Below are 25,728 nucleotides of genomic sequence, written 5' to 3'. Positions count from 1 at the left end.
TCCGCAAGTGCTGATATAAGAGTGCAGAGACTGAAAGAAAACCGAGCTAGTGCGATACCGGAACAAAGAGCAGTTTCATCGGCAAGCCAGCAGGGGGTGGCCCTGGCCTGCCGTGAATTCTGCAGCAATAAGGGAGCACGATATCAATCAAAGCGCAGGGTGTAGCGTGACTCCACTGATGTATTGGTACCCGCCCGCAAGACCATGGACCACCCCTTGCTCAACTGGTACGCCAGCTTGACGGCCTGATCGGCACTGGTCACGCCGTATTCGTAACCCAGATACAGCTCGCGGGTAAGCTGCCGCCCTACCGTGACCACCTGCTCAGCCGGGCTAACCGTACCATTTGCCAGGGTTCTTTCCTTGCGGCTGGCCATGCCCAGTTCATCGAACAGGCCGACGTGGTCGTTAATGGAGCCGGCCAGCATCATGCCGGCGGATGCAGCAAGCGCAGAGTCATCCCGGTCACCACTGGCCGCATGACCTAGCACCAGCCAGGCAAGTTTGTCCTTTTCCGACATCGATTCATCAGCCACCAGGCGGATGCGGGGTGAAGAAACGCTGCCGGACACTTCTACCCCGGCCCCGACAGGGGACAGGTGGCGCTTGGCCACAACATTGAGTGCCGGATTATCCAGCGGCCCCACAAAGCTGATGATGCCCTGTTCGATATCCAGATCCTGGCCATAAGCCTTGTAGCGGCCTTTCACTACCCGTACCTGACCACGCGCCCCTGGCGGCAGGCCTGGATTGGCCGTTACCTTGACCACCCCGGTCAGCTCCACATCCAGGCCCTGGCCGACAAAGCGGAAACGGTCCCCCAGATCCAGATCCAGTGCCACGGTCAGCGGCAGGCTGGCAAATGCCGATGGTTCCGCCGGCTTGCGTCCCTTGACGATCACATCGTCGCTCAGTGTCGGCGCACCACCCTTGGGCAGGTCGATCCGCCCCTGGTCGGCACGGATACGCCCGGTCAGGGCAATCTTGTGTTCCACCATGCTCAGTTCGGCATTGCCGGACACCACCAGCTTGCGGCTGGGCTTGTCGAATACGCTAAACTTGTTTAGCACCACCCGGACCACGGCATCGGGCCCGGAGTCCTTCAAATCCAGGCTGCCGCTGGCCACCACATCCCCCTGTCCACTGGCAAAGCGCAAGCGGTCCAGCACCAGGCTACGACCATTCAGATGTGCCTGCAGCACACCATCCCCCAAGCGGATGCCGGTTCTGTGGTCGGCCAATAGCAACTGGCTACCCTGGATACTGCCTTGCCCTTGCAACTGGCCTAACGGGCCAGTCAAAGCCAAGTTGGCAGACAGTTGGCCACCTAGCTCCAGTGCCGGGGAAGACAGCTGCGCCAGTGCCGCCAGCGATGGCAACGACACCGTAGCAGTGGCGGCCAGCGGTGTCCGGACGTCAATATGACCACCATTCCACGGCAGGCTGCCCTTGCCGGTCAGTTGGGCATACTGGCTGTCAATGGTGGTGTCGAAACGCAGGCTGCCGCCATCAAGCCGCATATTGACTTGCGCCGACCTCAGGCCTAGCGGCGCAGGCCGCCCAGCCTCGGCAGGCAGACGGATATCACCAGCTACCCGCTTAAGCCAAAGCTGTCCTTGTGGCTGCTTGCCATTGAGATTCAAGCTCCAGGCACTATCCAGTACCAGATTCTGTTCGACCGGCAGTTGCAGCAGCCCTGCCAGTTCAGCCAGATGCAGGCCTTCGGCATGCCCACGCGTGGACAGAACCCCGTTGCTGCTTTCCAGTTCGGCCAGCGACACACTCCCGCCCAGCAGATTCAGGCGCGCGGCACCCAGCCGGATTCGTGCGGCACCCGCCTCCAGCGCCAGCGGTGACTGCAGGCTGAGCCCGGGCTTGCCGGATAGCTCCAGCCGCTCCAGTACGCCCTGCCATTGCCCGCTGTTAACGGGCAAACCACCACTGGCGGCCAGTTGCAGCTGATAGGCCTGTCCGGCCAGGCGCAAGCGGCCATCCAGCTGTACATGGTGGCGCGTACGCGTGCCATTGCCCTGCGCCCGCAGCTGCTCGGCGCTGAAACTACCGGCCTGCAGCTTGTCTGCGACCAGTTGTAAACGGAAGGGGCTGCCGGGATCAGCCTTGATGTCGCCATCCAGGCTCAGACTCTGCACGGACAAATCACCAGGCAGATGCAGCCGGTCAGCACGCAGACTGGTGCTGAGCAATGGCGCTTTGGGCGTGCCTGCCAGTTCGGCCTGCCCCTTTACTGTGCCGGAAAAACCACGGCCCAGCAGGGAGAGATTGGGGGCATCAATCAGCAGCTTGAGCTTGTCTCCAACGGCACCATACGAACCACTGGCTTGCAGACGGTTATTGGCCAGGGTGAGATCGGCCAGCAACTGGCGTAAACGCTGGCCCTGCCAATCCGCCGTCAGTTGGCCGCTCAGCGGTGCACCGGACAAGCGGCTGGGTGCAAACTGCAAAGCCACCTTGCCCGCCAGTGGCTGGGTCAACTGACCGCTGGCCTTGATGGCCGCATTCAACTCACCCACAGGCAGACCAGTTTGCAGTCGGGACGGATCAGCCTTCAGCAGCTTGCCTTCCAGCTGGTATAGCTGTTTTCCTTCCAGCCCCAGCTTGCCGAACACGTTCATTTTGCCGGCGCCGGCGGTCAGATCCAGCTGACGTAACAGCAATGTCCTGCCAGCAGCATCCTGTTCGAAACCCAGCGCGGTTTCCAACTGCAGGGCCTTGCCATACAGGCTGGCCCGGATATCTGGCCCTATCAAGGGCCCTGCAATGCGTGCAGTGCCCCTGATGATGTCGTCAGGGGCGGCCGCATGCAGCGATTTAAGGCTGATATTGTGGATGAGCGCCACAATGTCGAGTGCGCGCGGCTCTACCTTGCCGGTCAGATTGAGCTGGCCCGCGCCCAACTGGGCCATCAGCTTGTCCAGATACAGCATCTTGTCATCTGCCCGGAACTCACCCACCAGCAGCGACAAGGGAAGTTGGCTGGCAGATACCGGCCCCGGCTGGCTGTTGAGCAGGGATAATCCACCCTTGATGCGGGTACCACCATCTGGTTCAGCATGCACGGCAAAGCCCAGCCGCGCCTTGGGCCAGGCCGGAAACAGCGACTGGGGATTGATGCCACCCACCCTGACATCCAGTCGCCCGAAACGGTTGTAGGGGTTGAAGGCAAAGGGCCGTAACGTTCCATGGGCTTCGGCCAGCATGCCTTTGCCGCTACCCGTCGCATCTAGCTGCAGCGCCAGCAGGTTGCCAGCCAGCTGCAGATCGGCCTGCACGGGAATCTGCTCCAGTTCTCCCTGAGCCGTAAGCTGGCCACGCGTGGCAAACGGAGTGACATCGGCAATATTCAGCCCGGCGCTGGCACTGCCCCACGGGGTTTGCAGACGCTTCAGCTGCAACTGATGCTGTTGATGCTGATATGCATAACTGGCCTGCAAACCGTAAAACCGGACATCCGCAGGTAGCAGGGTCAGGCTGGCCAGTTGCAGCTGTTCCACCCGGATTTCCAGCGGCAGGGAGAGCGAGGCTGGCGCACCTGCCGGTGGCGTGGCCGGGGCGGGACGACTGCTCAGCCGGACATGGCCGATATTAAGAAGTTGCACCTGCAGACGGCCCTGCCATATATCTCCGGGCTGCCATTGCAGCTGCAAGCGGTCGATATCGACATCTTGGTAGCGTGAACGCCAGCGGATATCGTGCAAGGTAAAACCGGACCACAAATTCCCCTCACTGCGGGCAATGCTCAACTGTTGATTGCTCAATGCCGGTAACTGCTGACACAGCCAGGCAAAACCCTGGGCATTGCCGGTCAGCCAGGTCAGCACAGCCAGCAGCATGGACAACAGCAGCAAGCACAGGCCAAGCTTCCAACGGCGACGGGGTCGTCGGGGCGGCGTTGGCGCTTCCGGCGGTACCGCCGGATCTGGCAATGGTTGTCCCTGCATCAGAAAGCCAGCCCCAAGCTCATGTTCCAGCGCAGTTTGCCGTCTTTTTCCGCCTTGGCAATATCCATGGATAGCGGTGCCACCGGGCTCATCCAGCGCACACCGATGCCATTGGAGTGCTCCAGCTTGAAGCTTTGCCAGCTTTGGGCCGCATTACCAGCGTCGTGGAACAGGGCGATGGCCCAATCCTTGGCAACCGGAATCTGGTATTCCAGGGTGGCGGTTGCCACTACCCGTCCTCCTACCACGGCACCATCGGCTCCGGGCAAACCCAGGCTCTGGTAGGCGTAACCCCGCACGCTATTGGAACCACCGGCGCGGAACAGTTGGGAGGACGGCACTTCATCGCTATCCTTGGCCCACACCTGCCCCATTTCCAGCCGGGTCAGCAGCGTGCCGTATTTGGGCCAAGGGCTCCAGTAGCTCACTCCACGCGCATAGCCGCGCACAAAGCTGGTGGTGGACAGCACGCCGCCTAGCGTGCTGGAAAGCGAAACATCCAGCAGGGTGCCGGAACGGGGACGCAGGCTATCGTCCACATCGCGCCGCGTCCAGCCAAACACCCCGAGCAGGGCGCGGGTGTTGTTGCTGGGGGTATTGCCGATGGTTTCCTTTTCCTGAATGAATTCCACCCCGAAACGGGCATTGATTTTTTCATGCGAGCGGATGCGCCAGGCCCCAGCATCGATGGTGGTGGTTTTCACCCCCTGGATATCGGTCTCCTTGAATGAAGACGTGATGGAGTGGGAGTAATTGTCTGCCTGACGCGGAAAGCCCAGACCGAAACTCAGGTTGCGGTCGCTGTTTTTCCAGTCCAGCAAGGCAGAGCCGGTCCAGCCCTTGCCAAACAGATTGTAGTAGTCGTAGCCGATGCGGGTACCCGGGCCGTCTTCCGAATCGTAAGTCAGACCCAGCTCCAGTTTCTGCTTGGGAAACTCGGTCAGGCTTACTTCTACCGGCACCTGGTTATTGTCGATGCGGGCCATGTCGGCACTCACCACCACGCCGGAGTACTGCGCGGCCTGCTCCAGCGCCGCCTGGTAGTCCAGCAGCTTTTTTTGCTGATAAGGATCGCCCTGCTGAAAATCAGCCAGCCCGGTTGCTACGCTGACTGGGTAGCGCTTGTTACCGGTGATATGGGTGGGGCCAAAACGGATCAGCGGGCCGCTATCCAGCTGTACCAGCAACTGACTGCGATGTGTGTGCGGATCGATATCCGCCTGGCTCTTGACGATGCGGGCCAGCGGGAAGCGGTCCACGGTCAGCAGGCGCAGGATGGCGCGTTTGCTGCTGCTCCAGTCGTCCTGCCGATACGGTGCGCCAATGGGCAGCGACCAGGCCTCCAGCACCGCCGCCAGCCGTTGTTGGTAGTCGGCTTGCTGGCGGATGTCACCGGCAAGTTGCAGGGTAACATCGTCGATGATGACCGGCTCGCCGGGATCAACCCTGATTACATAATGATGCTCGCCCTGCTCTTCCACGCGGATGGTTGACGTGAAATAGCCTTCGGTTTCCAGCAATGCCTGGGCAGCCCCGGGCGTTTCCTTGATGATGGCCTGCAACTGGAAATCGTCCAGATCCGGGTCATTACGTGCGGAAACCAGCTCGAGATGATCACTCAGCAGGCTGGCCAGTGTCGATGGCGCATCCACGCTGACGGTGTAATCCACCTTGGCCCACACTGGTGTAGCACACAGTGTCAGGGCCAGCGCGGAGGACAAGGCAAGGGGATGGGTTCGTGGCAGCATGTCGGCATTCATCTGGAATCCGACTGATGGTAGCGAAACTGGTTCAGTCTGGCGAGGGCTGTCGGCATGCGCGACAAGGCGTTCTGCCATAAAAAATGGCGGAATGATCCGCCACAAGACTGAGAGAGATAATACGCGGCCCGCCAGAAGCGGGCCGGGACTGCAGCGTGCTGCCCGGTATTGCGGCCGGGCTGCACACTTACTTTTTGCGCTGCGGCGGCAGGTCCGTGCAGCTACCCTCGAACACCTCGGCAGCCATGCCGATGGATTCGCCCATGGTAGGGTGCGGGTGAATGGTCTTGGCGATGTCTTCGGCATCGCAGCCCATTTCGATGGCCAGGCAGATTTCACCGATCATGTCGCCGGCGTGCGGGCCGACAATGCCACCACCGATCACCTGATGGGTAGCCGGATCGAAAATCAGCTTGGTGAAGCCTTCATCACGACCATTGGCAATGGCACGACCGGACGCCGCCCACGGGAAGACGGATTTCTCCACCTTGATGCCCTGCTTCTTGGCTTCGTCTTCGGTCATGCCCACCCAGGCCACTTCCGGATCGGTATAAGCCACGCCCGGAATCACGCGGGCATCGAAGAAGGCCTTGTGCTCGGCGCAGTTTTCTGCGGCCACGTGGCCTTCATGCACGCCCTTGTGCGCCAGCATCGGCTGACCAACGATGTCACCGATGGCGTAGATGTGCGGCACATTGGTACGCTGCTGCTTGTCCACCGGAATGAAGCCGCGGTCGGTCACGGCCACGCCGGCGTTTTCCGCACCCAGCAGTTTGCCGTTGGGCGCACGGCCAGTGGCGTACAGCACCAGGTCGTAACGTTGCGGTTCTTTCGGTGCCTGCTCGCCCTCGAAGGTGACGTACACGCCGTCTTCCTTCGGCTCGACAGCCACGGTCTTGGTGTTCAGCATGATGTTGTCGAAGCGGTGTGCATTCCACTTCTGCCATACCTTGACCAGGTCACGGTCGGCACCTTGCATCAGGCCGTCCAGCATTTCCACCACGTCCAGGCGGGCGCCCAGCGTGGAGTACACGGTACCCATTTCCAGACCGATGATGCCGCCACCGATGATCAGCATTTTTTCCGGCACGGCTTTCAGTTCCAGCGCGCCGGTGGAGTCCACCACACGCGGATCATCCGGGATAAACGGCAGTTTCACCACGCGCGAACCGGCGGCGATGATGGCGTTGTTGAACTTGACGATGGTTTTCTCACCGCTCTCTTCACGGCCGTTGCCGGTAGTGACCGACACTTCGATGTGATGCGGGTCGATAAAGCGGCCATTGCCACGTACGATTTGCACCTTGCGCGCCTTGGCCATGCCGGCCAGGCCGCCGGTCAGCTTGCCGATGACCTTTTCCTTGTAACCGCGCAACAGGTCGATATCCACTTCCGGCTTGCCGAACTTGATGCCGTTGGCAGCCAGATGGCTTACTTCGTCAATCACGGCGGCATTGTGCAGCAGGGCCTTGGACGGAATGCAGCCCACGTTCAGGCACACGCCACCCAGGGTGGAGTAACGCTCGACGATGACCACTTTCTGGCCCAGGTCGGCGGCGCGGAAGGCGGCGGAATAACCACCAGGGCCACCGCCCAGTACCATCACGTCGCATTCGATGTCGGCACCACCGCCATGACTGGCGGCAACCGGTGCCGCCGGCGGGGCAAAGCCGGCGTCAGTATGGGCCGAGGCCACACCGGTGGTTTCCAGCGGCTTGGCTTCTGCCGGGGCGGCGCTGGCGGCGGCAGCGGCTTCGACGATGACGATCACGTCGCCTTCGCTCACCTTGCTACCCACTGCCACTTTGACTTCCTTCACCACACCAGCGGTTTCCGCCGGTACTTCCATGGTGGCCTTGTCGGTTTCCAGCGTGATGAGGCTGTCGTCCTTGCTCACCACATCGCCCGGCTTCACAAAGACTTCGATCACGTCCACATTGCTGTGACCGCCGATATCCGGGACTTTCAGTTCAATCAGATTGCTCATGGTTTTCCATCCGTTGGGCGGAAGCGCCCGGCTGTGCCGTGGACTTTCCGCCGTATTTCATGCGGCAAGGAGAAGGCGGAATGCCCCTGCGGGGTTCCGCCCTACCATCACAGGATCAGGCGACGCACGTCGGACAGCAGCTTGCCCAGATGCACGGTGAAGCGCGCGGCAGCAGCGCCGTCGATCACGCGGTGATCGAAGGACAGCGACAGCGGGCACATCAGGCGCGGTGCAAATTCCTTGCCGTTCCATACCGGCTTGATCTGGCTCTTGCACACACCCAGGATGGCCACTTCCGGCGCATTCACGATCGGGGTGAAGCTACTGCCGCCAATACCACCCAGACTGGAGATGGTGAAGGTGGCACCTTGCATGTCGGTGGGCTTGAGCTTGCCTTCGCGGGCTTGCAGCGACAGATCGGTCAGTTCCTTGGCGATCTGCTTGATGCCCTTCTGATCGACGTTCTTGATCACCGGTACCACCAGGCCATTCGGCGTGTCGGCGGCAAAGCCGATGTGGTAGTACTGCTTGAGTACCAGATTGTCGCCATCCAGCGAGCTGTTGAAATTGGGGAAAGCCTTGAGGGCTTCGGCAGCGGCCTTGATGATGAAGGCCAGCGGCGAAATCTTCAGACCGGATTTTTCCCATTCCTTGCCGATGGTCTTGCGGAAGTCTTCCAGCTCGGTGATGTCGCACTCGTCGTTGAACGTTACGTGCGGGATCATCACCCAGTTGCGGCTGAGGTTGGCACCGGAAATCTTCTGGATGCGCGACAGCGGCTTGGTTTCGATCGGACCGAACTTGGCGAAATCCACCTTCGGCCACGGCAGCAGGTCCAGACCCACGCCGGAACCGGCAGCAGCGGCCGGGGCAGCAGCCACCGGGTTCTGCAGCACACCCTTCACAAAGGCCTTCACGTCGGCATCGATGATGCGACCCTTGCGGCCAGTACCCTTGACGCGGCCCAGGTCCACACCCAGCTCACGCGCCAGACGGCGTACCGACGGGCCGGCATGGGCTTTGGAGAAGCTGGCTTCGTTGATGGCGGGCAGACTGGCGCTGGCGGCAACCGGTGCTGCTGCAGCCGGGGCTGTCGCAACGGGGGCCGGTGCTGCTGCCGGAGCGGGTGCAGCGACAGGTGCGGCCACCGGAGCAGCAGCAGCGGCAACCGCGCCCTCCACCACCACGATCAAATCACCCTGGCTGACCTTGCCGCCCACGGCAACCTTGACTTCAACTACCTTGCCAGCGGCAGTGGCCGGCACTTCCATGGTGGCCTTGTCGGTTTCCAGCGTGATCAGGGAATCGTCCACGCTGATCACGTCGCCCACCTTGACCGACACTTCGATCACGTCCACACCGTTATGGCCGCCGATATCCGGCACCACGATGTCGATGCGACCGCTGGCAGCCGGGGCGGCCGGCGCAGCAGCAACCGCCACAACCGGAGCGGCAGCAACAGGTGCGGCCACAGCAGCGGCCGGTGCCGGCGCAGCTGCACTGGCAGCCACTTCGATGATGGCGATCACATCGCCTTCGGAAATCTTGCCACCAAGCACAGCCTTGACTTCCTTGACCACACCGGCGGCTTCGGCCGGCACTTCCATGGTGGCCTTGTCGGTTTCCAGGGTGATCAGGGAGTCGTCCACTGCCACGGTCTGACCGGGGGTGATGAACACTTCGATAATGTCTACATTGCTGTGCCCACCGATGTCGGGCACTTTCAGTTCGATCAGATTGCTCATGAGCTTTCCATCCGTAGAGCGGCGGCACCTGCACGGTGCCGCCACCGATATTCGGCTACGTTGCAAGCCTGCCCCCTGCGGGGCGGGCTCGCTACCTCAAGCTTGGCCGTATCCGGCCCGGCCTCATGCCTTCCAGGAAGGCAGCTTGTCAGCCTTGATGCCGTACTTGGCAATCGCTTCAGCCACCTTGGCAGCTTCGATCTTGCCTTCGCGGGCCAGGGCGGACAGGGCAGCCACGGCGACATAGTGACGATCCACTTCGAAGAACTCGCGCAGCTTGGCGCGGCTGTCGGAGCGGCCGAAACCGTCGGTACCCAGTACCACGTAGCGACCCGGTACGTATTCGCGAATCTGGTCGGCGTAGTTGCGGATGTAGTCGGTAGCGGCAATCACCGGACCACTGCGGCCTTCCAGCTGCTGCTCGACAAAGGACTTGCGGGCAGCTTCGGTCGGGTGCAGCAGGTTGAAGCGGGAAGCTTCCATACCGTCACGACGCAGTTCGTTGAAGGAGGTTACGCTCCAGATGTCCGACGCGATGCCGAAGTCATTGCGCAGCAGGTCGGCCGCGGCCATCACTTCACGCAGGATGGTGCCGGAGCCCATCAGTTGCACCTTCACCTGTGCGTCGCCGCCGTCCTTCAGCAGGTACATGCCCTTGATGATGCCCTGCTCGGCGCCTTGCGGCATGGCCGGGTGGGTGTAGTTCTCGTTCATCAGGGTGATGTAATAGAACACGTCTTCCTGCTCGCCATACATGCGGCGCAGACCATCTTGCAGGATGACTGCCAGCTCGTAAGCGAAGGTCGGGTCATAGGACACGCAGTTCGGAATCAGGCCAGCCTGGATATGGCTGTGGCCGTCTTCGTGCTGCAGGCCTTCACCGTTCAGGGTGGTACGACCGGCAGTGCCGCCCAGCATGAAGCCACGGGCGCGCATGTCGCCAGCGGCCCAAGCCAGGTCGCCGATACGCTGGAAACCGAACATCGAGTAGTAGATGTAGAACGGAATCATCGGAATGCCGTGGTTGGCATAGCTGGTGGCTGCGGCAATCCACGAAGACATCGCGCCCGGCTCGTTGATGCCTTCCTGCAGCATCTGGCCGTCTTTGGATTCCTTGTAGAACATCAGTTGGTCGGCATCCTGCGGTACGTAGTTCTGACCCTGGGTGGACCAGATTCCGTACTGGCGGAACATGCCTTCCATGCCGAAGGTGCGGGATTCGTCCGGCACGATCGGCACGATCTGCTTGGTGATGTTCTTGTCTTTCAGCAGGGTGCCGAGCATGCGTACGAAGGCCATGGTGGTGGAGAACTCGCGTTCGCCCGAATCACCCAGCTGGCTGTCGAATACATGCAGGCCCGGGATGGCCAGCGGAGCCTTCACCGGCTTGCGGGCCGGCAGATAACCACCCAGCGCGGCGCGGCGTTCACGCATGTACTTCATTTCCGGGCTGTCTTCAGCCGGCTTGTAGTACGGTACGTTCGGCAGATCTGCGTCGGAAACCGGAATACCGAAGCGGTCGCGGAATTTGCGCAGGCTTTCGATATCCATCTTCTTGGCCTGGTGGGCAATGTTCTGCGCTTCGCCGGACGAACCCATGCCATAGCCCTTGATGGTCTTGGCCAGGATAACGGTCGGACGGCCGTTGGCATTGTGGGTGGCTTCGTAGTAAGCGGCGTATACCTTGTGCGGATCGTGGCCGCCACGGTTCAGGGCCCAGATCTCGTCGTCGGACATGTTGGCCACCATTTCGCGCAGCTCCGGGTACTTGCCGAAGAAGTGTTCGCGAACGTAGCCACCGTTCTTGGACTTGAAGGTCTGGTAGTCACCGTCCACGCATTCGTCCATGCGCTTCTTCAGCAGGCCCTTGGTGTCCATGGCCAGCAGCGGATCCCAGCGGCTACCCCAGATGACTTTCAGCACGTTCCAGCCGGAACCGCGGAAGTCGCCTTCCAGTTCCTGGATGATCTTGCCGTTGCCGCGTACCGGGCCGTCCAGACGCTGCAGGTTGCAGTTGATGACGAAGATCAGGTTGTCCAGACCTTCGCGTGCGGCCAGGGCGATGGCACCCAGGGATTCCGGTTCGTCCATCTCGCCGTCACCGCAGAAGCACCATACCTTGCGACCCGGCGTGCGGGCCAGGCCACGGCTTTCCAGGTATTTCAGGAAACGGGCCTGATAGATGGCCATCAGCGGGCCAAGACCCATTGATACGGTGGGGAACTGCCAGAAGTCGTCCATCAGCCACGGGTGTGGATAGGAGGACAGGCCGTTGCCGTCCACTTCCTGACGGAAGCTGTCCAGTTGCTCTTCGGACAGACGACCTTCCAGGAAAGCGCGGGAATACACGCCCGGGGCAATGTGGCCCTGGAAGTAGATCAGATCACCGTCCTGCTCGTCGTTCGGGGCACGCCAGAAGTGGTTGAAACCCACGTCGTACAGGGTGGCGGAGGACTGGAAGGATGCAATATGGCCGCCCAGTTCCAGGTTTTTCTTGCCGGCGCGCAGTACCAGCGCAGCGGCGTTCCAGCGGTTGATGGAGCGAATGCGATGCTCCATCTCGTGATTGCCGGGGGATTTCTGTTCTTTGCCCACCGGGATGGTGTTCTGGTACGCGGTAGTCGCGTCGAAAGGCAGGTAAGCGCCACGGCGGCGAGTGCGCTCAACCATGGTTTCCAGCAGGAAGTGTGCGCGCTCGGAACCTTCGGTATCCAGAACCGACTCCAGCGCTTCAGTCCACTCCTGGGTTTCCAGGGGATCGATATCGTCAGGGAAGGTTGCAGCCATATCTCATCCTCACATCGGGGTGACCGGGGCCGGGATCAGGTCCAGACCCACTTTATTGTGTTACCGGATCGAAAACGAAAAAACGAACCGGACTCGTTAGGGACAGATTATAAACGATCACTTTCGCAATAAAAATGTTCATTTATGAAAAGCCCCTCTGGTGTTGCGGAGTGTATAGTTTCAGGAGGCAACAGCGGAATAGGCAATTAGGGTTATCACTGAATATTTGCTCCATTTATCAGGATATTGCGCTGCATCATGTTGTTTTTTTGCGATATCACCTCTTGCAACCTCGACTCCAGTTTATTTCCCCGAATCCTTCTTTTCCTCTTTCAGTAATTTTTCAACTTCGCGCATGCGCGCCTCTATCGAAGAACGCAGGTAGAAGTCGTCTCCCTTGGCCTGGGAGGCAAACTGATACTGCTCCAGCGCCGCCTCATAACGCCGCTCGAAGTAAAAGGCATTCCCCAGTGCCGCGTGGTAGTGCTGCGGGTCTTTGTCCGCATACAGCCGGGCTTCGCTGCGGTACAGGGTCGCATCGCGCGGATAGCGGCCTTGTAGCTGCCGTAGCAACGCGAGTGCCGCCGTTCGGTTTCCGCTGTCTATAAGGACATTCAGCTCGGCCATTTGCAAGGGCTGGCTGTCCTTGAAGGTTTGCTGGCCACGACGCAGGCTAGCCAATGCCGCGTTCCAGTCACCAGCCTCGCGGGCAATGGCTGCCTGCTGGCCGAACAGCATGGGATCAGCAGGCAAACGGGCTTCCGCCTTGCCAAGTGCGGCCCGCGCAGCTACCAGTTGATGGTTGGCCAGCTGCGCGCGCGACATGCCGTACCACATTGCCCCTTCATTCAGATACTGGCCTTTGTCCAGCATGGTCTGGTAATAGCGCACCGCGTCGTCCGGGGCCAGTGTCATGACACGCAATTTTTCCCGCACTAACAGATAGGCGGTGCTGTCTGCCTTCATCTTGACCGGATATTCCAGCGCGCGATTCTGCGCTTCGCTGATGCGTTGCGAGGTGACCGGATGCGTTCGCAAGAAGGCATAGGCATTGTTGTCGCTATAGCGGTTGGCCGACTCCAGACGCTGGAAGAATGCCGGCATGGTGCGCACATCGAAACCGGCCTGCGCCAGATATTGCATGCCGACACGGTCGGCTTCGCGTTCGAAATCACGCGAGAACGACAACTGATTGGAGATTTGCAAGCCCAGCCCGGCCGATAGCGTGCCAATCGACGCTTGACTGCCCCCGGCACGCGATGCCAGAACAGCGGCCAGAACGGTACCCAACAGCAATAGCGGGCTGGTGGCCGAGCTTGCTGCCTGCATGCGCGCAATATGGCGCTGGGTGACATGGGCGGTTTCATGCCCTACTACCGAGGCCAGTTCGCCTTCGCTCTGCGTGGCCACCACCAGGCCACTATTTACCCCCACATAGCCACCCGGCATGGCAAATGCATTGATTTGCTTGTCGTTGACCACAAAATAGGTGAGCTGCAGGCCGGGAATGCGCACACTGGCCGACAAGCGGTGACCCAGCGTATTGATGTAGTCATTGACTTCGGCATCATCCAGCACATCTCCGGCATCGCGCATGGCGCGCATGAAATCCCGGCCCAACCTGGCCTCGTCAGCCATGGAAAGCGAAGTGTCGGAAACATCGCCCAGATCGGGCAGTGCAGGCAGGTCGGCATAGGCCAGCAATGGCTGGGCCAGCGCCATGGCCAGCAGGCTGGCAAGCAAGGTTTTTTTCATCTTGGATGTGAACAGGCAACAACGATTTGGTTGCAAGCTGGCCCGGCAAACCGGTCAGCCCCCGGTGTGCCACAGCATAGTCCTGCCGGGGCAGGCGGGCCAGCACCCGACAGCACTTTCATGCCATGAGAATTGTTCAGATTTGATAATCAGCCGGCCCGGCCAAGCTTTGCCATGCCGCCTGGGTGGACAGATGTACTCTGCCAGCAAAGCGCGCCGCCAAGCCGGCCCGCTGCAGGATATCCGTCACGGGTCCTTTGATTTCAGCCAGATGCAACTCAACCCCCGCTTGCTGCAAGGCCAGATCCAGCCCTTCCAGCATGGTCAATGCCGTGGTATCCACCCGGTTGACCGCACTCATCACCAGCACCACCTGTCGCACCCCGCCCTGCTGCCCCACCCTGGATAACAAAGCCTGACGCACCTGCCGGGCATTGCCGAAGTACAGGCTTTCATCCACACGCAGCAACAGCACGCCAGGCAGGCACTCCACCGTGTGGCGCAGACAGTTGCGGAAATGGTGGGTGCCCGGTACTCGTCCCAGCACTGCGATGTGCGGCCGACTGCTGCGCCACAGCAAGGTGGCCAGCGAAACCAGCACACCGGCCATGATGCCACTGTCCACCCCCAGCAGCAGTACCAGGCCAAAGGTCAGCAGCCAGGCCACTGCATCGGCACGTTCAGCCAGCCAGGCCCGACGCAGACTGGCCACCTTCAACATGGACAAGAGAGAGGCAATGATGGTAGCCGCCAACACAGGCAGCGGCAGCCGTGCCAATGCGCCAGTCGCCAGAAACATCAACAGCAGCATGCCTGCGGCTGTCACCAGTGATGCCAGCTGGGAGTTGGCACCGGCATCGGCATTCACCACCGAGCGGCTCAAGCCCCCGGTCACCGGAAAGCCACCGGCCAGGCCGGCGGCAATATTGCACAGACCGAGTGCCACCAGCTCCCGGTCCGGATCAACGCTCTCCTGCCGCCTCGCCGCCAGCAGCTGCGCCACGGAGAGGCTCTGCACATAGTTGATGAGGGCAATGAAGAAGGCAGGCATGGCCAGATCTGCCAGCCGGGACAGCGGAATGAGCGGCAATGCCGCCACGGGAAGCCCTGCCGGAACCGGCCCGACCACCGGTACCTGCCAACCTGGTGGCAGCAGCATGCCAGCGAGCATGGCCAATACCGGTGCGATACGCAGCAACACACTGGCCACGGCTGTGGACATGCCAAGTGATTGCAATACAGCCGGCCCCCAGCGCCGCAGCCCCAACAGCAAAGCCAGTGCGCTAGCCCCTACCCATAAAGAAGATGCCTGCCATGCCGCAGCCTGTTGCCACGCGGCCAGCAGCCACTGTGGCAAGGAGTTGCCCGGCAAATGCAGACCCGCCAACGGCCCCAGTTGGGACAATACGATCAGCAGCGCACTGGCGGTGGTAAAAGCTGCCAGAACCGGCTCGGACAGCAGATCGGCAATAAAGCCCAGCCTGGCCATGCCCATGGCCAGCAGCATCAGGCCTGATAAAATGGCCAGCCACAAAGCCAGCGCCAGATAATCACTACTACCGGACTCGGCAAAACGCGACAGGGTGGCTGCCGTCAATAAGGAAGTCAGCGCCATCGGCCCCACAGACTGGGCATAGCCGCGCCCACTGAAGGCATACACCAGCAAGGGTGCAACGCTGGCATACAAGCCCGCCTGTACCGGGAGGCCGGCCAACAGGGCGTACGCCAGGCTTTGTGGTATCAGCAGCAGAGTGACCACAACACCAGCGGTCAGGTCGCCGGCCAGCCAGTGGCGGCGATATGCGCCAACCCAGCCGGGAAACAGGCTGATCAGGGCAGCCATCGCGACAGCAGACGCGCCAACCACATGCCGGTCAGCATGGCGAGGACAAACCATGCCCCCGCCGGCAGAGCCATGCCAGTCAGCACCAGGGCCGGACCAGGACAAATGCCGGCCAGCCCCCAGCCGATGCCAAACAGCACACTTCCCAGCACCAGCCGCCCGGTCAGCCGGCTTTTGTCCGGCAACTGCATCGGCTCGCCCAGCAGGCTGTGACTTTGCCGCTCAGCACGGCGGAAGGCAAAAAAGGCAATGCAGATGGCACCAGCCATGACCAGTGCGAGGCTTGGATCCCAGCGGCCAGCAACATCCAGAAAACCCAGCACCTTGGCCGGATTGCTCATGCCGGACAGCAGCAGACCCAGTCCGAACAACAGACCAGCAATCAGCGCGGATAGAATCTTGCTCATGGTTCAGGCCCATCCCAGGCAATGACGCACGATATACACCGTAACGCCAGCACTCAGCATGAAGCTGAGGGTGGCCAGCAAGGAACGCGGCGACAGCCGGGACAAACCGCACACCCCATGACCGCTGGTACAGCCAGATGCCAGTCGTGTTCCCACCCCCACCAGCACGCCGGCCAGCAGCAGTCTTGGCAGCGAGGCATCCAGTTGCAAGGCAGGCAGGCCGCCGATGAAAACCAGCCAAACGAGAGGTGCCAGCAGCAGCCCCAGAACAAATGCCAGCCGCAGCGGCCAGTCGCCCGCCCTGTCCAGCAAACCGCCCAGCATGCCGCTGATACCGGCAATGCGGCCATTCATCAGCACCAGCCAGCTTGCCGCCAGGCCAATCAGCATGCCACCAGCCAGCGAAGCCGCCGGGGTAAAGCTTGCCCAGTCAATCTGCATTTCCATTCCTTTATTCTTGCGCCGGCGCTGCACCATCGGCACAAAACACGCCGTGCAGGGCCATCAGCATGGTCATGGCTTCGGCGCTGGCGATGGTGTAGTAAATCCACTTGCCTTCACGCCGGGTACTGACCAGCCCTTCATTACGTAACACACCCAGCTGTTGCGACAGCGTGGGCTGGCGGATACCGGTAAGTCCTTCCAGCTCAGACACGGTTTTCTCACCATCGACCAGCTGACAAAGCAGCAGCAGGCGATCTTCATTGGCCAGGCTTTTCAACAAACTTGCCGCCCGGCTGGCATTGGCACGCAGTAACATCAAATCCATGGTTTCCATCCCAGTGGCCATCAACCGCGGTAACTGCTTACGGCAAATACCGGATTCGGCTCAAATTATAATATACATTATAGTATAATGATAACTGACAGGCGATGCCTGCAATACAAAACGTCACGCCCGTCATTACCGTGGAGCCCGTCATGCAACAGCCCAAGCTTGCCACTTTCTTCGATCCGGCCACCGCCACGGTCACACATGTGGTGTACGACCAGCCGGGCGGCCATGCCGCCATCATCGACCCGGTGCTGGATTACGATGCCAAATCAGGCCGCACATCCAGCCGCAGCGCCAGGCAATTGCTGGACTTTCTGCATGGGCAACAATTGACGCTGCAGTGGATTCTGGAAACCCATGCCCATGCCGACCATCTCTCTGCTGCCGCCTGGCTGCAACAGCAGGCCGGCGGACAGATCGGCATTGGCAGCGGCATTGCCCAGGTACAGAAAATTTTCCAGTCCGTCTTCAATCTGGGCGACGATTTTGCCACCGATGGCAGCCAGTTCGACCATCTGTTTGCCGATAACGAGGTTTTTTACATCGGTAAACTGCAGGCAAAAGCGCTGTTTGTGCCGGGCCATACCCCAGCTGACATGGCTTATCAGATCGGTGATGCTGTATTCGTAGGCGACACCCTGTTCATGCCAGATGTCGGCAGCGCCCGTTGCGACTTCCCCGGTGGAGATGCCGCCATGCTCTACCATTCCGTACGCAAGCTGCTGTCGCTGCCAGACAGCACACGCCTGTTCATGTGCCATGATTATCCCGCCAAGGAACGGCCAATTGCCTGGGAAAGCAGCGTGGCGGAACAAAAGCAGCACAATATCCATCTGCATGCGGGCATCCGGGAAGCCGATTTCGTCGCCCTGCGCCAGGCGCGGGATGCCACGCTGGAAATGCCCCTGCTGATTCTGCCGGCCATTCAGGTAAACATCCGCGCCGGTCGCTTCCCCGAGGCAGAAAGCAACGGAGTACGTTACCTGAAAATACCGCTGGATATGTTGTAGACTCAAACGTGTGTTTCAAACCGGGCTTTACAGTCATGCCATCATCCGCCCTCCCCGCCGCTCCTGACTGTCTGCTCGATGCCAACGGCCAGCCCAGGTTCGGGCGCTATCAGGGCCGGATTGCCCAGCTGGACTGGCATGAGCTGCCGCTTTCGCGCTGGCAGCGTTTGCTGCGCCCCCTGCGCCACAAACGCTGGCAATACCTGGCCCTGACCCACCCTAACTATGTCATCGGCCTGGCCGTGGTAGACGTAGGCTGGACCGGTGCCGCCTTTGCCTATCTGTTTGATCGCCGCGCCGGTCGCCTGCTGGCTGATGTCGGTACCGACAGCTTTCCGCGCCATCGCGCCCACGTGGCCGACCAGGCTTTTGCCGATGCCGACTTTGCCAGCCGCGCCCTGACCATCAGCTTCAGCCGCCGGGATGCTTATCTGGCTGTAGACGTAAAATCTCCCACGCTGCAACTGGCCGCACATATTGCCATCAGCGCCATGCCACCAGTACTGGCCGCCATCGCGCCCGGCGACTGGCTGGCTCATTCCACACACAAGTCCGGCGCGCTGGAGGCCAGCGGCTTTGCCGACTGCCAGGGCCAGCGTTTTTCGCTGGATGGTGCCATTGCCAGCCTGGACTACTCCAATGGACTGCTGGCCCGGGAAACCGGCTGGCGCTGGGCCAGCGCGCACCGTGCCGGGCTGGGCTTCAATCTGCAGCAGGGCTATATGGGCAAGGCCGAGAACGCCATCTGGATAAACGACCAACTACTCCCGCTGGAAGGAGTAGGATTTGACTACGACCCGCAACACCCCTTGCGGCCATGGCAGTTGCGCAGCGATGACGGTCTGCTCGCGTTGCAATTCACCCCGGAAGGCCTGCGGTCGAAAAATCAGAACCTTCTGATCGCCAGTAGCCGTTATATTCAAGTGATCGGCCGCTTCGATGGCCATATCAACCACCCGACCAGCCAGGCCGTACATGTAGTGCAAAACCTGGCAGGCGTAACCGAAGACCATTTCGCACGTTGGTAATGCCATGACCATCATTATCCGCCCCGCCAATTATCAGGATGTGCCGGCCCTGACCGCACTGACCGAGGAAATGGGCTACCCATCGGATATCCAGGCACTGGGTGATCGGCTGACCATGCTACTGGGCAGCCCCGATCTGCATCAGCTATGGGTGGCCGAAATCCAGGGTGAGGTGGCAGGCTGGCTGCATGCCTTCTGGCGACCGCTGCTGGAATCACCGGCAGCGGTTGAAATAGGCGGTCTGGCCGTAGGCCTGCGCTGGCGACGGCGCGGTGCCGGCCGCGCGCTGATACACGTGGCCGAACGCTGGGCCCGTACCAAAGGAGCCACCACCGTTACCCTGCGCGCGGCCATTCACCGCGAGGAAGCACCGGACTTCTACCAGCGTCAGGGCTACAGCCTGAGTCAGAGCCAGAAAACCTTCCGCAAACAACTGGGTGATACGCCCTGATCCAGCCGTCCCGGTACAATGTCCCGCCTTCCTCCCGAACAACAAAGCTGGCCTGCCTGCCAGAAACTGGTCTACCATAGCCGCGCTGCCGAGCCGGCTGCCATGGCGAAATACCCCTGTTCGCGACTGACTACGTGTTAGCATGGCGCCCCGATTAGAGCATTCAATCTAACCTCAGCCAGGAGATTACGCGCATGGGTGTGCTGAATACCATTCTCGAGCACAATCGGAGCTTCGTCGAAAATCACGAATACGAACAATTCAAGACCGACAAGTTTCCCGACAAGGGCCTGGCCGTGCTCGCCTGCATGGATGCCCGTCTGGTTGAGCTGCTGCCCAAGGCCATGGGCCTGAAAAACGGCGACGCCAAGCTGATCAAGAACGCCGGTGCCCTGATTACCCACCCCTGGGGTTCGGTAATGCGTTCCCTCATCGTGGCGGTGTATGAATTGCGTGCCGAGGAAATCTGCGTGGTGGCCCACCGCGACTGCGGCATGCGCGCCATCGATCCCAACAAGATCCTGGCGCATGCCACCGAACGCGGCATCAGCGAAGAAACCATCGATACCCTGCGCAATGCCGGCATTGACCTGGACAACTGGCTGAAGGGTTTTGACAACGTATCGGACAGCGTGCGCCACAGCGTGCAGACCATCCGCAACCATCCGCTGATGCCCAAGGACATTCCGGTGCACGGTATGGTGATTCACCCGTCTACCGGTCGCCTGGAACTGATCATCGACGGCTACACCGGCAAGGCCCCCGTACACGCATGAGCCCCCTGCCAGCGCTGGGCCTGTTTGGCGGTACTTTCGACCCCATCCACACCGCCCACCTGCGCATGGCACAGGCCTTTCGTACCGAATTGCAGCTGGACGAGGTAAGACTGATTCCCGCCGGTCAACCTTATCACCGCGAGCACGGCCCACATGCCAGCCCGGCACAGCGGCTGGACATGGTGCGGCTGGCCATTGCCGGCCTGCCCGGCCTTGCCGTGGACGCGCGCGAAGTACAACGGAACAAACCGGCCTACACCATCGACACCCTGGAAGAAATCCGCGCTGAAGTCGGGCCTGAGACTCCCCTGTGGTGGCTGATCGGTGGCGACTCGCTGGCCAGCCTGCACACCTGGCAGCGCTGGACCGAGCTGTTCGCACTGGCCAATATCGCCGTTGCCCTGCGTCCGGGCTTTGACCAAAGCCGTCTCCCAGCAGCCGTTCGCACCCAGTGGCAGACGCGCCAAGTCACTGATTTTTCAAATGGCTCGCCTTCCGGTACAATGCGCCCCCTGGCCCTGCCTCCACTGGATGTCTCGGCCACCGGGATACGCCAGCGCCTGCACAGCGGCGCTGACGTCGGGCAACTGCTCAGCGCACCGGTACTGGGCTATATCCGCCAGCATCAGCTATATCTCTAAAGCTGCAAGCCAGCCACACTGTTGATGCCGCCATCGTGGATGACTGTTGTCTGCATGCTGCAAACCGTACTACCGGAAGGGTTTGCCTGCTACGACTAGCAAGCCCTTGCCCGTTTTTGCCGCAGGTTGCGGCAAACGCTCTTTATCGGATACCTCTGGCCGCCCGGATGCCGCCATGTATCACTACTGACATCAAAAGGACATCATGGAAGTTCAAGACATTGCCAAACTGGCCGTCACCGCCCTGGAAGACATCAAGGGCAAAGACATCATCGAAATGGATACCTCCACGCTGACTTCGCTGTTCCAGCGCATGATCGTGGCTACCGGCGACTCCAACCGTCAGGTAAAAGCTCTGGCCAACAATGTGGCCGTCACCCTGAAAGAAGCCGGTGTGGACCTGGTGGGTACCGAAGGCCAGGAAAGCGGCGAATGGGTGCTGGTGGATGCCGGTGACGTGGTGATTCACGTCATGCTGCCGGCCGTGCGCGACTACTACGACCTGGAACAGCTGTGGGGCGGCCAGAAGCCCAGCTTCACTCCGGCCGGTGGTCGTCCGTGGCAAGCCAATTCCTGATCACAGGCCTGCTCCGCTCGTGACGGCACGCTTGCCGTCACGGCGCTTTCCTGCCACTGCAGCCCTTTGCCCCGCCCTGCCAGACCCCTGCCATGAAAATCACCATTCTCGCCGTCGGTACCAAAATGCCGCGCTGGGTTGACGACGCCTATAACGATTACGCCAAGCGTTTTGGCCGCGACATCAGCCTGGAGCTCAAAGAGATCAAGCCGGAAAAACGCGGCGGTGGTGTGACGGCAGAAAAAGGCATTGCCGCCGAGCACGACAGGCTGATGGCCGCCATTCCCGCCCGTTGCAAGCTGGTGGTGATGGATGAACGTGGCAAGAACTGGACTTCAGTGCGCCTGGCCGAGGAGCTGAAAAGCTGGATGGCCGGTGGCGATGACGTGTGCTTCATCATTGGCGGTGCCGATGGTCTGTCGGCCGAACTGAAACAGCGCGCCGACGTGCTGCTGCAATTATCGGCCATGACCCTGCCGCACGGCATGGTGCGGGTGATGCTGGGCGAGCAGATTTACCGCGCCTATTCCATCCTCAATAATCACCCCTACCACCGCGAATAAGTCTGTTATCCGCTGCGCTCAATTAGGCGGCAGCACCACGAACTCACCATCCAGCCGACCGGCGGCCACCCCGCCGCACTCCAGCTCCACCGCCAGTTGCAGCCGCGCCATGCGCCCCTTGGCCAGCGCGGCAGCCATGCGCTGCCAGGCAGCTTCAGGCACCGGCAAAGTACTGGCCGTAAAAGCAGCGTGCATGGCTTTCTGGTAATCCATCTGGCTGCGCCGCACCATCACCTGCCCACGCACCCCCAAGGCCTGTAACTTGCGATACACCAGCAACCAGCCCGCCAGCGTGGCCACTGCGGCCGCACTGCCACCAAAGATGGTGGCGCAATGGTTGATATTGGGCTCCAGCGGTGCCCACAGCGTGACGGCATCTTCTGCCGCATGACGTACTTTCACCCCCATGGCCTGTGCCAGCGGGATGGCCTGATACAGATAATCCTCGATGTCCTGGTAATGCTGCACGACAACTCCTTTGCTGCAATCAGGCTCCAGCATGCCACAGCCGGCCCGCTCCAGCAGCAATGACTGCGGCAAGATGTCGCAGGGTGGTGACGAAAACTTCACATACAATCCAGCGCTGATAACCGTTCCCATTCAGGAAGACATCATGCCCAAGCTCGCCCTTCTCGCCCTGCTGCTGGCCGCCAGCGCACAGGCCCACGTCACGCTGGAAACCCCGACCGCCGCCAGCGGCAGCTATTACAAGGCCGTGCTCAAGGTAGGCCATGGCTGCGATGGCAGCCCCACCACCGGCATCAGCGTGGAACTGCCGGAAGGCGCACAGCTGGCCCGCCCCATGCCCAAGGCCGGCTGGCAAGTAAAGTTGGAAAAGAGCGCGGTAAAACCGTTCGACTACTACGGTACGCTGATGAAGGAAGACGTTAGCCGCATCAGCTGGAGTGGCGGTAATCTGCCGGCTGATTTTTACGACGAATTCACTTTCCAGGTGCGCATTGCCGCCCAGCCCGGCAAGCTGTTCTTCAAGGTAAAGCAGCAATGCGCCCAGGGCAGCACCAACTGGGTGGAGATTCCGGCCGCAGGCCAGGATGGCCACAGCCTGAAGTCACCCGCCGCCGTGTTGCAGGTTACCCCGCCGGGTGAAGCCCACCAGCATTGAGACTACGCCCCCCCCGGGCAGATGACACAACCCCCTTGTACCAGCGCGGATACAAGGGGGTTTTAACTTGATAGCCGACAGGCTTAGCTGCGGATCAGGTAGTCAAAGGCCGACAGGCTGGCCTTGGCCCCTTCGCCCATGGCGATGATGATCTGCTTGTATGGTGCCGTGGTGGCATCGCCGGCAGCAAACACGCCCTCGGCAGAAGTCTGGCCCTTGGCATCCACTTCGATCTCGCCGCGCGGCGACAGGGCAACGCTGCCTTTCAGCCAATCGGTATTGGGCAGCAGGCCAATCTGCACAAAGATGCCTTCCAGCGCCACATGGTGGGTCTCACCGGTAATGCGCTCCTGATAACGCAGGCCGTTTACTTTCTGACCGTCGCCGGTCACTTCGGTGGTCTGGGCATTGGTGATGACGCGCACATTGGGCAGGCTGTGCAGTTTCTTCTGCAACACCGCATCGGCGCGCAGGCTGTCGCCGAACTCCAGCAGGGTGACATGGGTGACGATGCCGGCCAGGTCGATGGCGGCTTCCACGCCGGAGTTGCCACCACCAATCACCGCCACGCGCTTGCCCTTGAACAGCGGGCCATCGCAGTGCGGGCAGTAAGCCACGCCCTTGGCACGGTATTCGGCTTCGCCCGGCACATTCATTTCGCGCCAGCGCGCACCGGTGGCCACAATCACCGCCTTGCTCTTGAGCACGGCACCGCTTTCCAGCGTCAGCTCGGCCAGCTGGCCGTTTTGCGCCGGCTTGAGCGCAGCAGCGCGTTGCAGGTTCATCACGTCCACCTCGTAGGATTTGACGTGTTGTTCCAGCGCCATCGCCAGCTTGGGCCCTTCGGTTTCCTGCACCGAGATGAAGTTTTCAATCGCCAGCGTATCCAGCACCTGGCCGCCGAAACGCTCGGCCACCACACCGGTACGGATGCCTTTGCGCGCCGCATAGATGGCGGCAGCAGCGCCGGCCGGGCCACCGCCGACGATCAGCACGTCGAATGCTTCCTTGGCGGCAATCTTTTCGGCTTCACGCGCCACGGCACCGGTATCCAGCTTGGCGATGATTTCTTCCAGGCCCATGCGGCCACTGCCAAACTGTTCGCCGTTCAGATAAATGGCCGGTACGCCCATGATCTGACGCTCGGTGACTTCCTGCTGGAACACACCGCCATCAATCATCACGCTACGCACATTGGGGTTGAGCACCGCCATCAGGTTGACGGCCTGCACCACGTCCGGGCAGTTGTGGCAACTGAGCGAGACAAACACTTCAAACTGGTAGCTGCCTTGCAGGCCGCGAATCTGGGCAATGGTGTCGTCGTCCACCTTGGGCGGATGGCCACCGGTTTGCAGCAGGGCCAGCACCAGCGAGGTGAATTCATGCCCCATCGGGATACCGGCAAACTCGATACGGCCAGCTTCACCGGGGCGGGCGATGGCAAAGGACGGGCGACGCGCAGCCTGGCCATTGCTGTTCAGCGTTACCTTGGGCGACAGGCTGGCGATATCTTGCAGCAGGCCAAACATCTCCTGCGCCTTGACGCTGTCATCCAGGCTGGCAATCAGTTCGATCGGCTGCTGCAGTTTTTCCAGGTAGGCGGTCAGTTGGGTCTTGATAGTGGTGTCGAGCATGGGAATATCCTCAGGCAATTGCACTGGCAAGCTCATGCGCTGCCAACAGCTTGCCGCTGCAATCGGGTGGTAGGGGTGGGCAGCCAGGAGGTGGCTGCCCGGGAGTGCCGCACCGGGATGACGATGCGGCAGTCAAGATTGGCGTAGAACCTGTTCAGGGTCTCGCGAGCTAGAGCGAGACAAGGCGAAAACGACTGAGAAAGCGGAATTTACATGCAGTAAATGAGCATTTCGAAGGCGTTTTTAACGCAGTATCGCCGAAGCGCAGCAGACCATGAATTGGTTCTTAGATCTTGCCAACCAGATCCAGCGACGGAGCCAGCGTAGCTTCGCCTTCTTTCCACTTGGCCGGGCATACTTCACCCGGGTGGCTGGCTACGTACTGGGCAGCCTTGACCTTGCGCAGCAGTTCGCTGGCGTCACGGCCAATGCCACCGGCGTTGATTTCGATGATCTGGATCTTGCCTTGCGGGTCGATCACGAAAGTACCGCGTTCGGCCAGGCCTGCTTCTTCAATCATCACGCCGAAGTTGCGGCTGATGATGCCGGTCGGGTCGCCGATCATCGGGTAGTTGATCTTGCCGATGGTTTCCGAGCTGTCGTGCCAGGCTTTGTGGGTGAAGTGGGTGTCGGTGGATACCGAGTAGATTTCCACGCCCAGCTTGGAGAATTCGGCGTAGTTGTCAGCCAGGTCGCCCAGTTCGGTCGGGCAGACGAAGGTGAAGTCAGCCGGGTAGAAGAACACGACGGACCACTTGCCCTTCAGGTCGGCATCGCTGACATCAACGAATTTGCCATTGTGAAAAGCGGTAGCCTTGAACGGTTTTACTTCGGTATTGATCAGCGATACGGACATGTGTTGCTCCTTGCAGGTGAGTGTGGATTTGCTACGGCTTGCTGCGTTAGC

Annotated in this window: 21 protein-coding genes; 8 read left to right on the top strand and 13 right to left on the bottom strand. The window is 60.8% G+C overall.

Features of this window, described 5'->3' with window-relative positions; genetic code table 11:
- Positions 1–143: 143 nt before the first annotated feature.
- The 10 genes from GSR16_RS00225 to GSR16_RS00180 form a co-directional block, all read right to left on the bottom strand.
- A complete protein-coding gene (locus GSR16_RS00225) occupies positions 144–3,959 on the bottom strand; it encodes a translocation/assembly module TamB domain-containing protein (protein ID WP_159874598.1) in 3,816 nt (1,271 codons plus the stop codon).
- A complete protein-coding gene (locus GSR16_RS00220) occupies positions 3,959–5,707 on the bottom strand; it encodes an autotransporter assembly complex protein TamA (RefSeq protein WP_240902561.1) in 1,749 nt (582 codons plus the stop codon). The genes GSR16_RS00225 and GSR16_RS00220 overlap by 1 nt, the downstream gene beginning before the upstream one ends.
- A gap of 199 nt (positions 5,708–5,906) precedes the next feature.
- Entirely contained in the window at positions 5,907–7,706 is a 1,800-nt protein-coding gene (lpdA, locus tag GSR16_RS00215) for a dihydrolipoyl dehydrogenase (protein ID WP_159874597.1), read from the bottom strand.
- 107 nt (positions 7,707–7,813) lie between these two features.
- A complete protein-coding gene (aceF, locus tag GSR16_RS00210; protein WP_159874596.1) occupies positions 7,814–9,451 on the bottom strand; it encodes a dihydrolipoyllysine-residue acetyltransferase in 1,638 nt (545 codons plus the stop codon).
- A gap of 123 nt (positions 9,452–9,574) precedes the next feature.
- Positions 9,575–12,238 carry a pyruvate dehydrogenase (acetyl-transferring), homodimeric type gene (gene aceE / locus GSR16_RS00205; protein ID WP_159874595.1) on the bottom strand — a complete coding sequence of 888 codons (2,664 nt, stop codon included), beginning with the start codon at positions 12,236–12,238 and terminating at the stop codon, positions 9,575–9,577.
- Positions 12,239–12,541: 303 nt separating this feature from the next.
- Entirely contained in the window at positions 12,542–13,993 is a 1,452-nt protein-coding gene (locus GSR16_RS00200; protein WP_159874594.1) for a M48 family metalloprotease, read from the bottom strand.
- A gap of 136 nt (positions 13,994–14,129) precedes the next feature.
- Positions 14,130–15,836: a SulP family inorganic anion transporter gene (locus GSR16_RS00195; RefSeq protein ID WP_240902560.1), complete on the bottom strand. Its 1,707-nt coding sequence runs from the start codon at positions 15,834–15,836 to the stop codon at positions 14,130–14,132.
- Positions 15,824–16,243 carry a DUF6691 family protein gene (locus tag GSR16_RS00190; RefSeq protein ID WP_159874593.1) on the bottom strand — a complete coding sequence of 140 codons (420 nt, stop codon included), beginning with the start codon at positions 16,241–16,243 and terminating at the stop codon, positions 15,824–15,826. Before GSR16_RS00190 ends, GSR16_RS00195 begins: the two co-directional genes overlap by 13 nt.
- A gap of 3 nt (positions 16,244–16,246) precedes the next feature.
- Positions 16,247–16,690: a YeeE/YedE family protein gene (locus GSR16_RS00185; RefSeq protein WP_240902559.1), complete on the bottom strand. Its 444-nt coding sequence runs from the start codon at positions 16,688–16,690 to the stop codon at positions 16,247–16,249.
- Positions 16,691–16,694: 4 nt separating this feature from the next.
- A complete protein-coding gene (locus GSR16_RS00180; RefSeq protein WP_205677473.1) occupies positions 16,695–17,012 on the bottom strand; it encodes an ArsR/SmtB family transcription factor in 318 nt (105 codons plus the stop codon).
- A gap of 152 nt (positions 17,013–17,164) precedes the next feature.
- Between GSR16_RS00180 and GSR16_RS00175 the strand changes: the two genes are divergently transcribed.
- The 7 genes from GSR16_RS00175 to rlmH all read left to right on the top strand — a co-directional run bounded on the left by GSR16_RS00175 (position 17,165) and on the right by rlmH (position 22,064).
- Positions 17,165–18,028: an MBL fold metallo-hydrolase gene (locus tag GSR16_RS00175; protein WP_159874591.1), complete on the top strand. Its 864-nt coding sequence runs from the start codon at positions 17,165–17,167 to the stop codon at positions 18,026–18,028.
- A 35-nt stretch (positions 18,029–18,063) separates the two neighbouring features.
- Positions 18,064–19,056 (top strand): DUF2804 domain-containing protein, encoded by a 993-nt coding sequence (locus GSR16_RS00170; protein ID WP_159874590.1) that lies wholly within the window; start codon positions 18,064–18,066, stop codon positions 19,054–19,056.
- A gap of 4 nt (positions 19,057–19,060) precedes the next feature.
- Positions 19,061–19,507, top strand: coding sequence for a GNAT family N-acetyltransferase (locus GSR16_RS00165; RefSeq protein ID WP_159874589.1), 447 nt, complete (start codon positions 19,061–19,063; stop codon positions 19,505–19,507).
- A gap of 194 nt (positions 19,508–19,701) precedes the next feature.
- Positions 19,702–20,283, top strand: a complete 582-nt coding sequence (locus tag GSR16_RS00160; protein ID WP_045845820.1) for a beta-class carbonic anhydrase — start codon at positions 19,702–19,704, stop codon at positions 20,281–20,283.
- Positions 20,280–20,924 carry a nicotinate-nucleotide adenylyltransferase gene (gene nadD / locus GSR16_RS00155; RefSeq protein WP_159874588.1) on the top strand — a complete coding sequence of 215 codons (645 nt, stop codon included), beginning with the start codon at positions 20,280–20,282 and terminating at the stop codon, positions 20,922–20,924. The genes GSR16_RS00160 and nadD overlap by 4 nt, the downstream gene beginning before the upstream one ends.
- Positions 20,925–21,129: 205 nt before the next feature.
- Positions 21,130–21,501 carry a ribosome silencing factor gene (gene rsfS, locus GSR16_RS00150; protein WP_159874587.1) on the top strand — a complete coding sequence of 124 codons (372 nt, stop codon included), beginning with the start codon at positions 21,130–21,132 and terminating at the stop codon, positions 21,499–21,501.
- A 92-nt stretch (positions 21,502–21,593) separates the two neighbouring features.
- Positions 21,594–22,064 carry a 23S rRNA (pseudouridine(1915)-N(3))-methyltransferase RlmH gene (gene rlmH / locus GSR16_RS00145; protein WP_159874586.1) on the top strand — a complete coding sequence of 157 codons (471 nt, stop codon included), beginning with the start codon at positions 21,594–21,596 and terminating at the stop codon, positions 22,062–22,064.
- Positions 22,065–22,082: 18 nt separating this feature from the next.
- On the opposite strand, the gene GSR16_RS00140 is transcribed toward rlmH, so the two are convergent.
- A complete protein-coding gene (locus GSR16_RS00140; protein WP_240902558.1) occupies positions 22,083–22,634 on the bottom strand; it encodes a YiiD C-terminal domain-containing protein in 552 nt (183 codons plus the stop codon).
- A gap of 43 nt (positions 22,635–22,677) precedes the next feature.
- Here GSR16_RS00140 and GSR16_RS00135 point away from each other — a divergent pair, with 43 nt between their 5' ends.
- Positions 22,678–23,187, top strand: coding sequence for a YcnI family copper-binding membrane protein (locus GSR16_RS00135; RefSeq protein WP_240902557.1), 510 nt, complete (start codon positions 22,678–22,680; stop codon positions 23,185–23,187).
- A gap of 83 nt (positions 23,188–23,270) precedes the next feature.
- Here GSR16_RS00135 and ahpF read toward each other — a convergent pair whose 3' ends face one another.
- Positions 23,271–24,821 carry an alkyl hydroperoxide reductase subunit F gene (ahpF, locus tag GSR16_RS00130; RefSeq protein WP_159874584.1) on the bottom strand — a complete coding sequence of 517 codons (1,551 nt, stop codon included), beginning with the start codon at positions 24,819–24,821 and terminating at the stop codon, positions 23,271–23,273.
- A gap of 286 nt (positions 24,822–25,107) precedes the next feature.
- Positions 25,108–25,677 (bottom strand): alkyl hydroperoxide reductase subunit C, encoded by a 570-nt coding sequence (gene ahpC, locus GSR16_RS00125; protein WP_159874583.1) that lies wholly within the window; start codon positions 25,675–25,677, stop codon positions 25,108–25,110.
- Positions 25,678–25,728 lie beyond the last annotated feature (51 nt).

Origin of the sequence: Aquitalea denitrificans (assembly GCF_009856625.1) — a bacterium.
GTDB classification, from domain to species: domain Bacteria; phylum Pseudomonadota; class Gammaproteobacteria; order Burkholderiales; family Chromobacteriaceae; genus Aquitalea; species Aquitalea denitrificans.
Note: the sequence above shows the minus strand (reverse complement) of the source record. Positions and strands in the feature narration are given on the sequence as shown.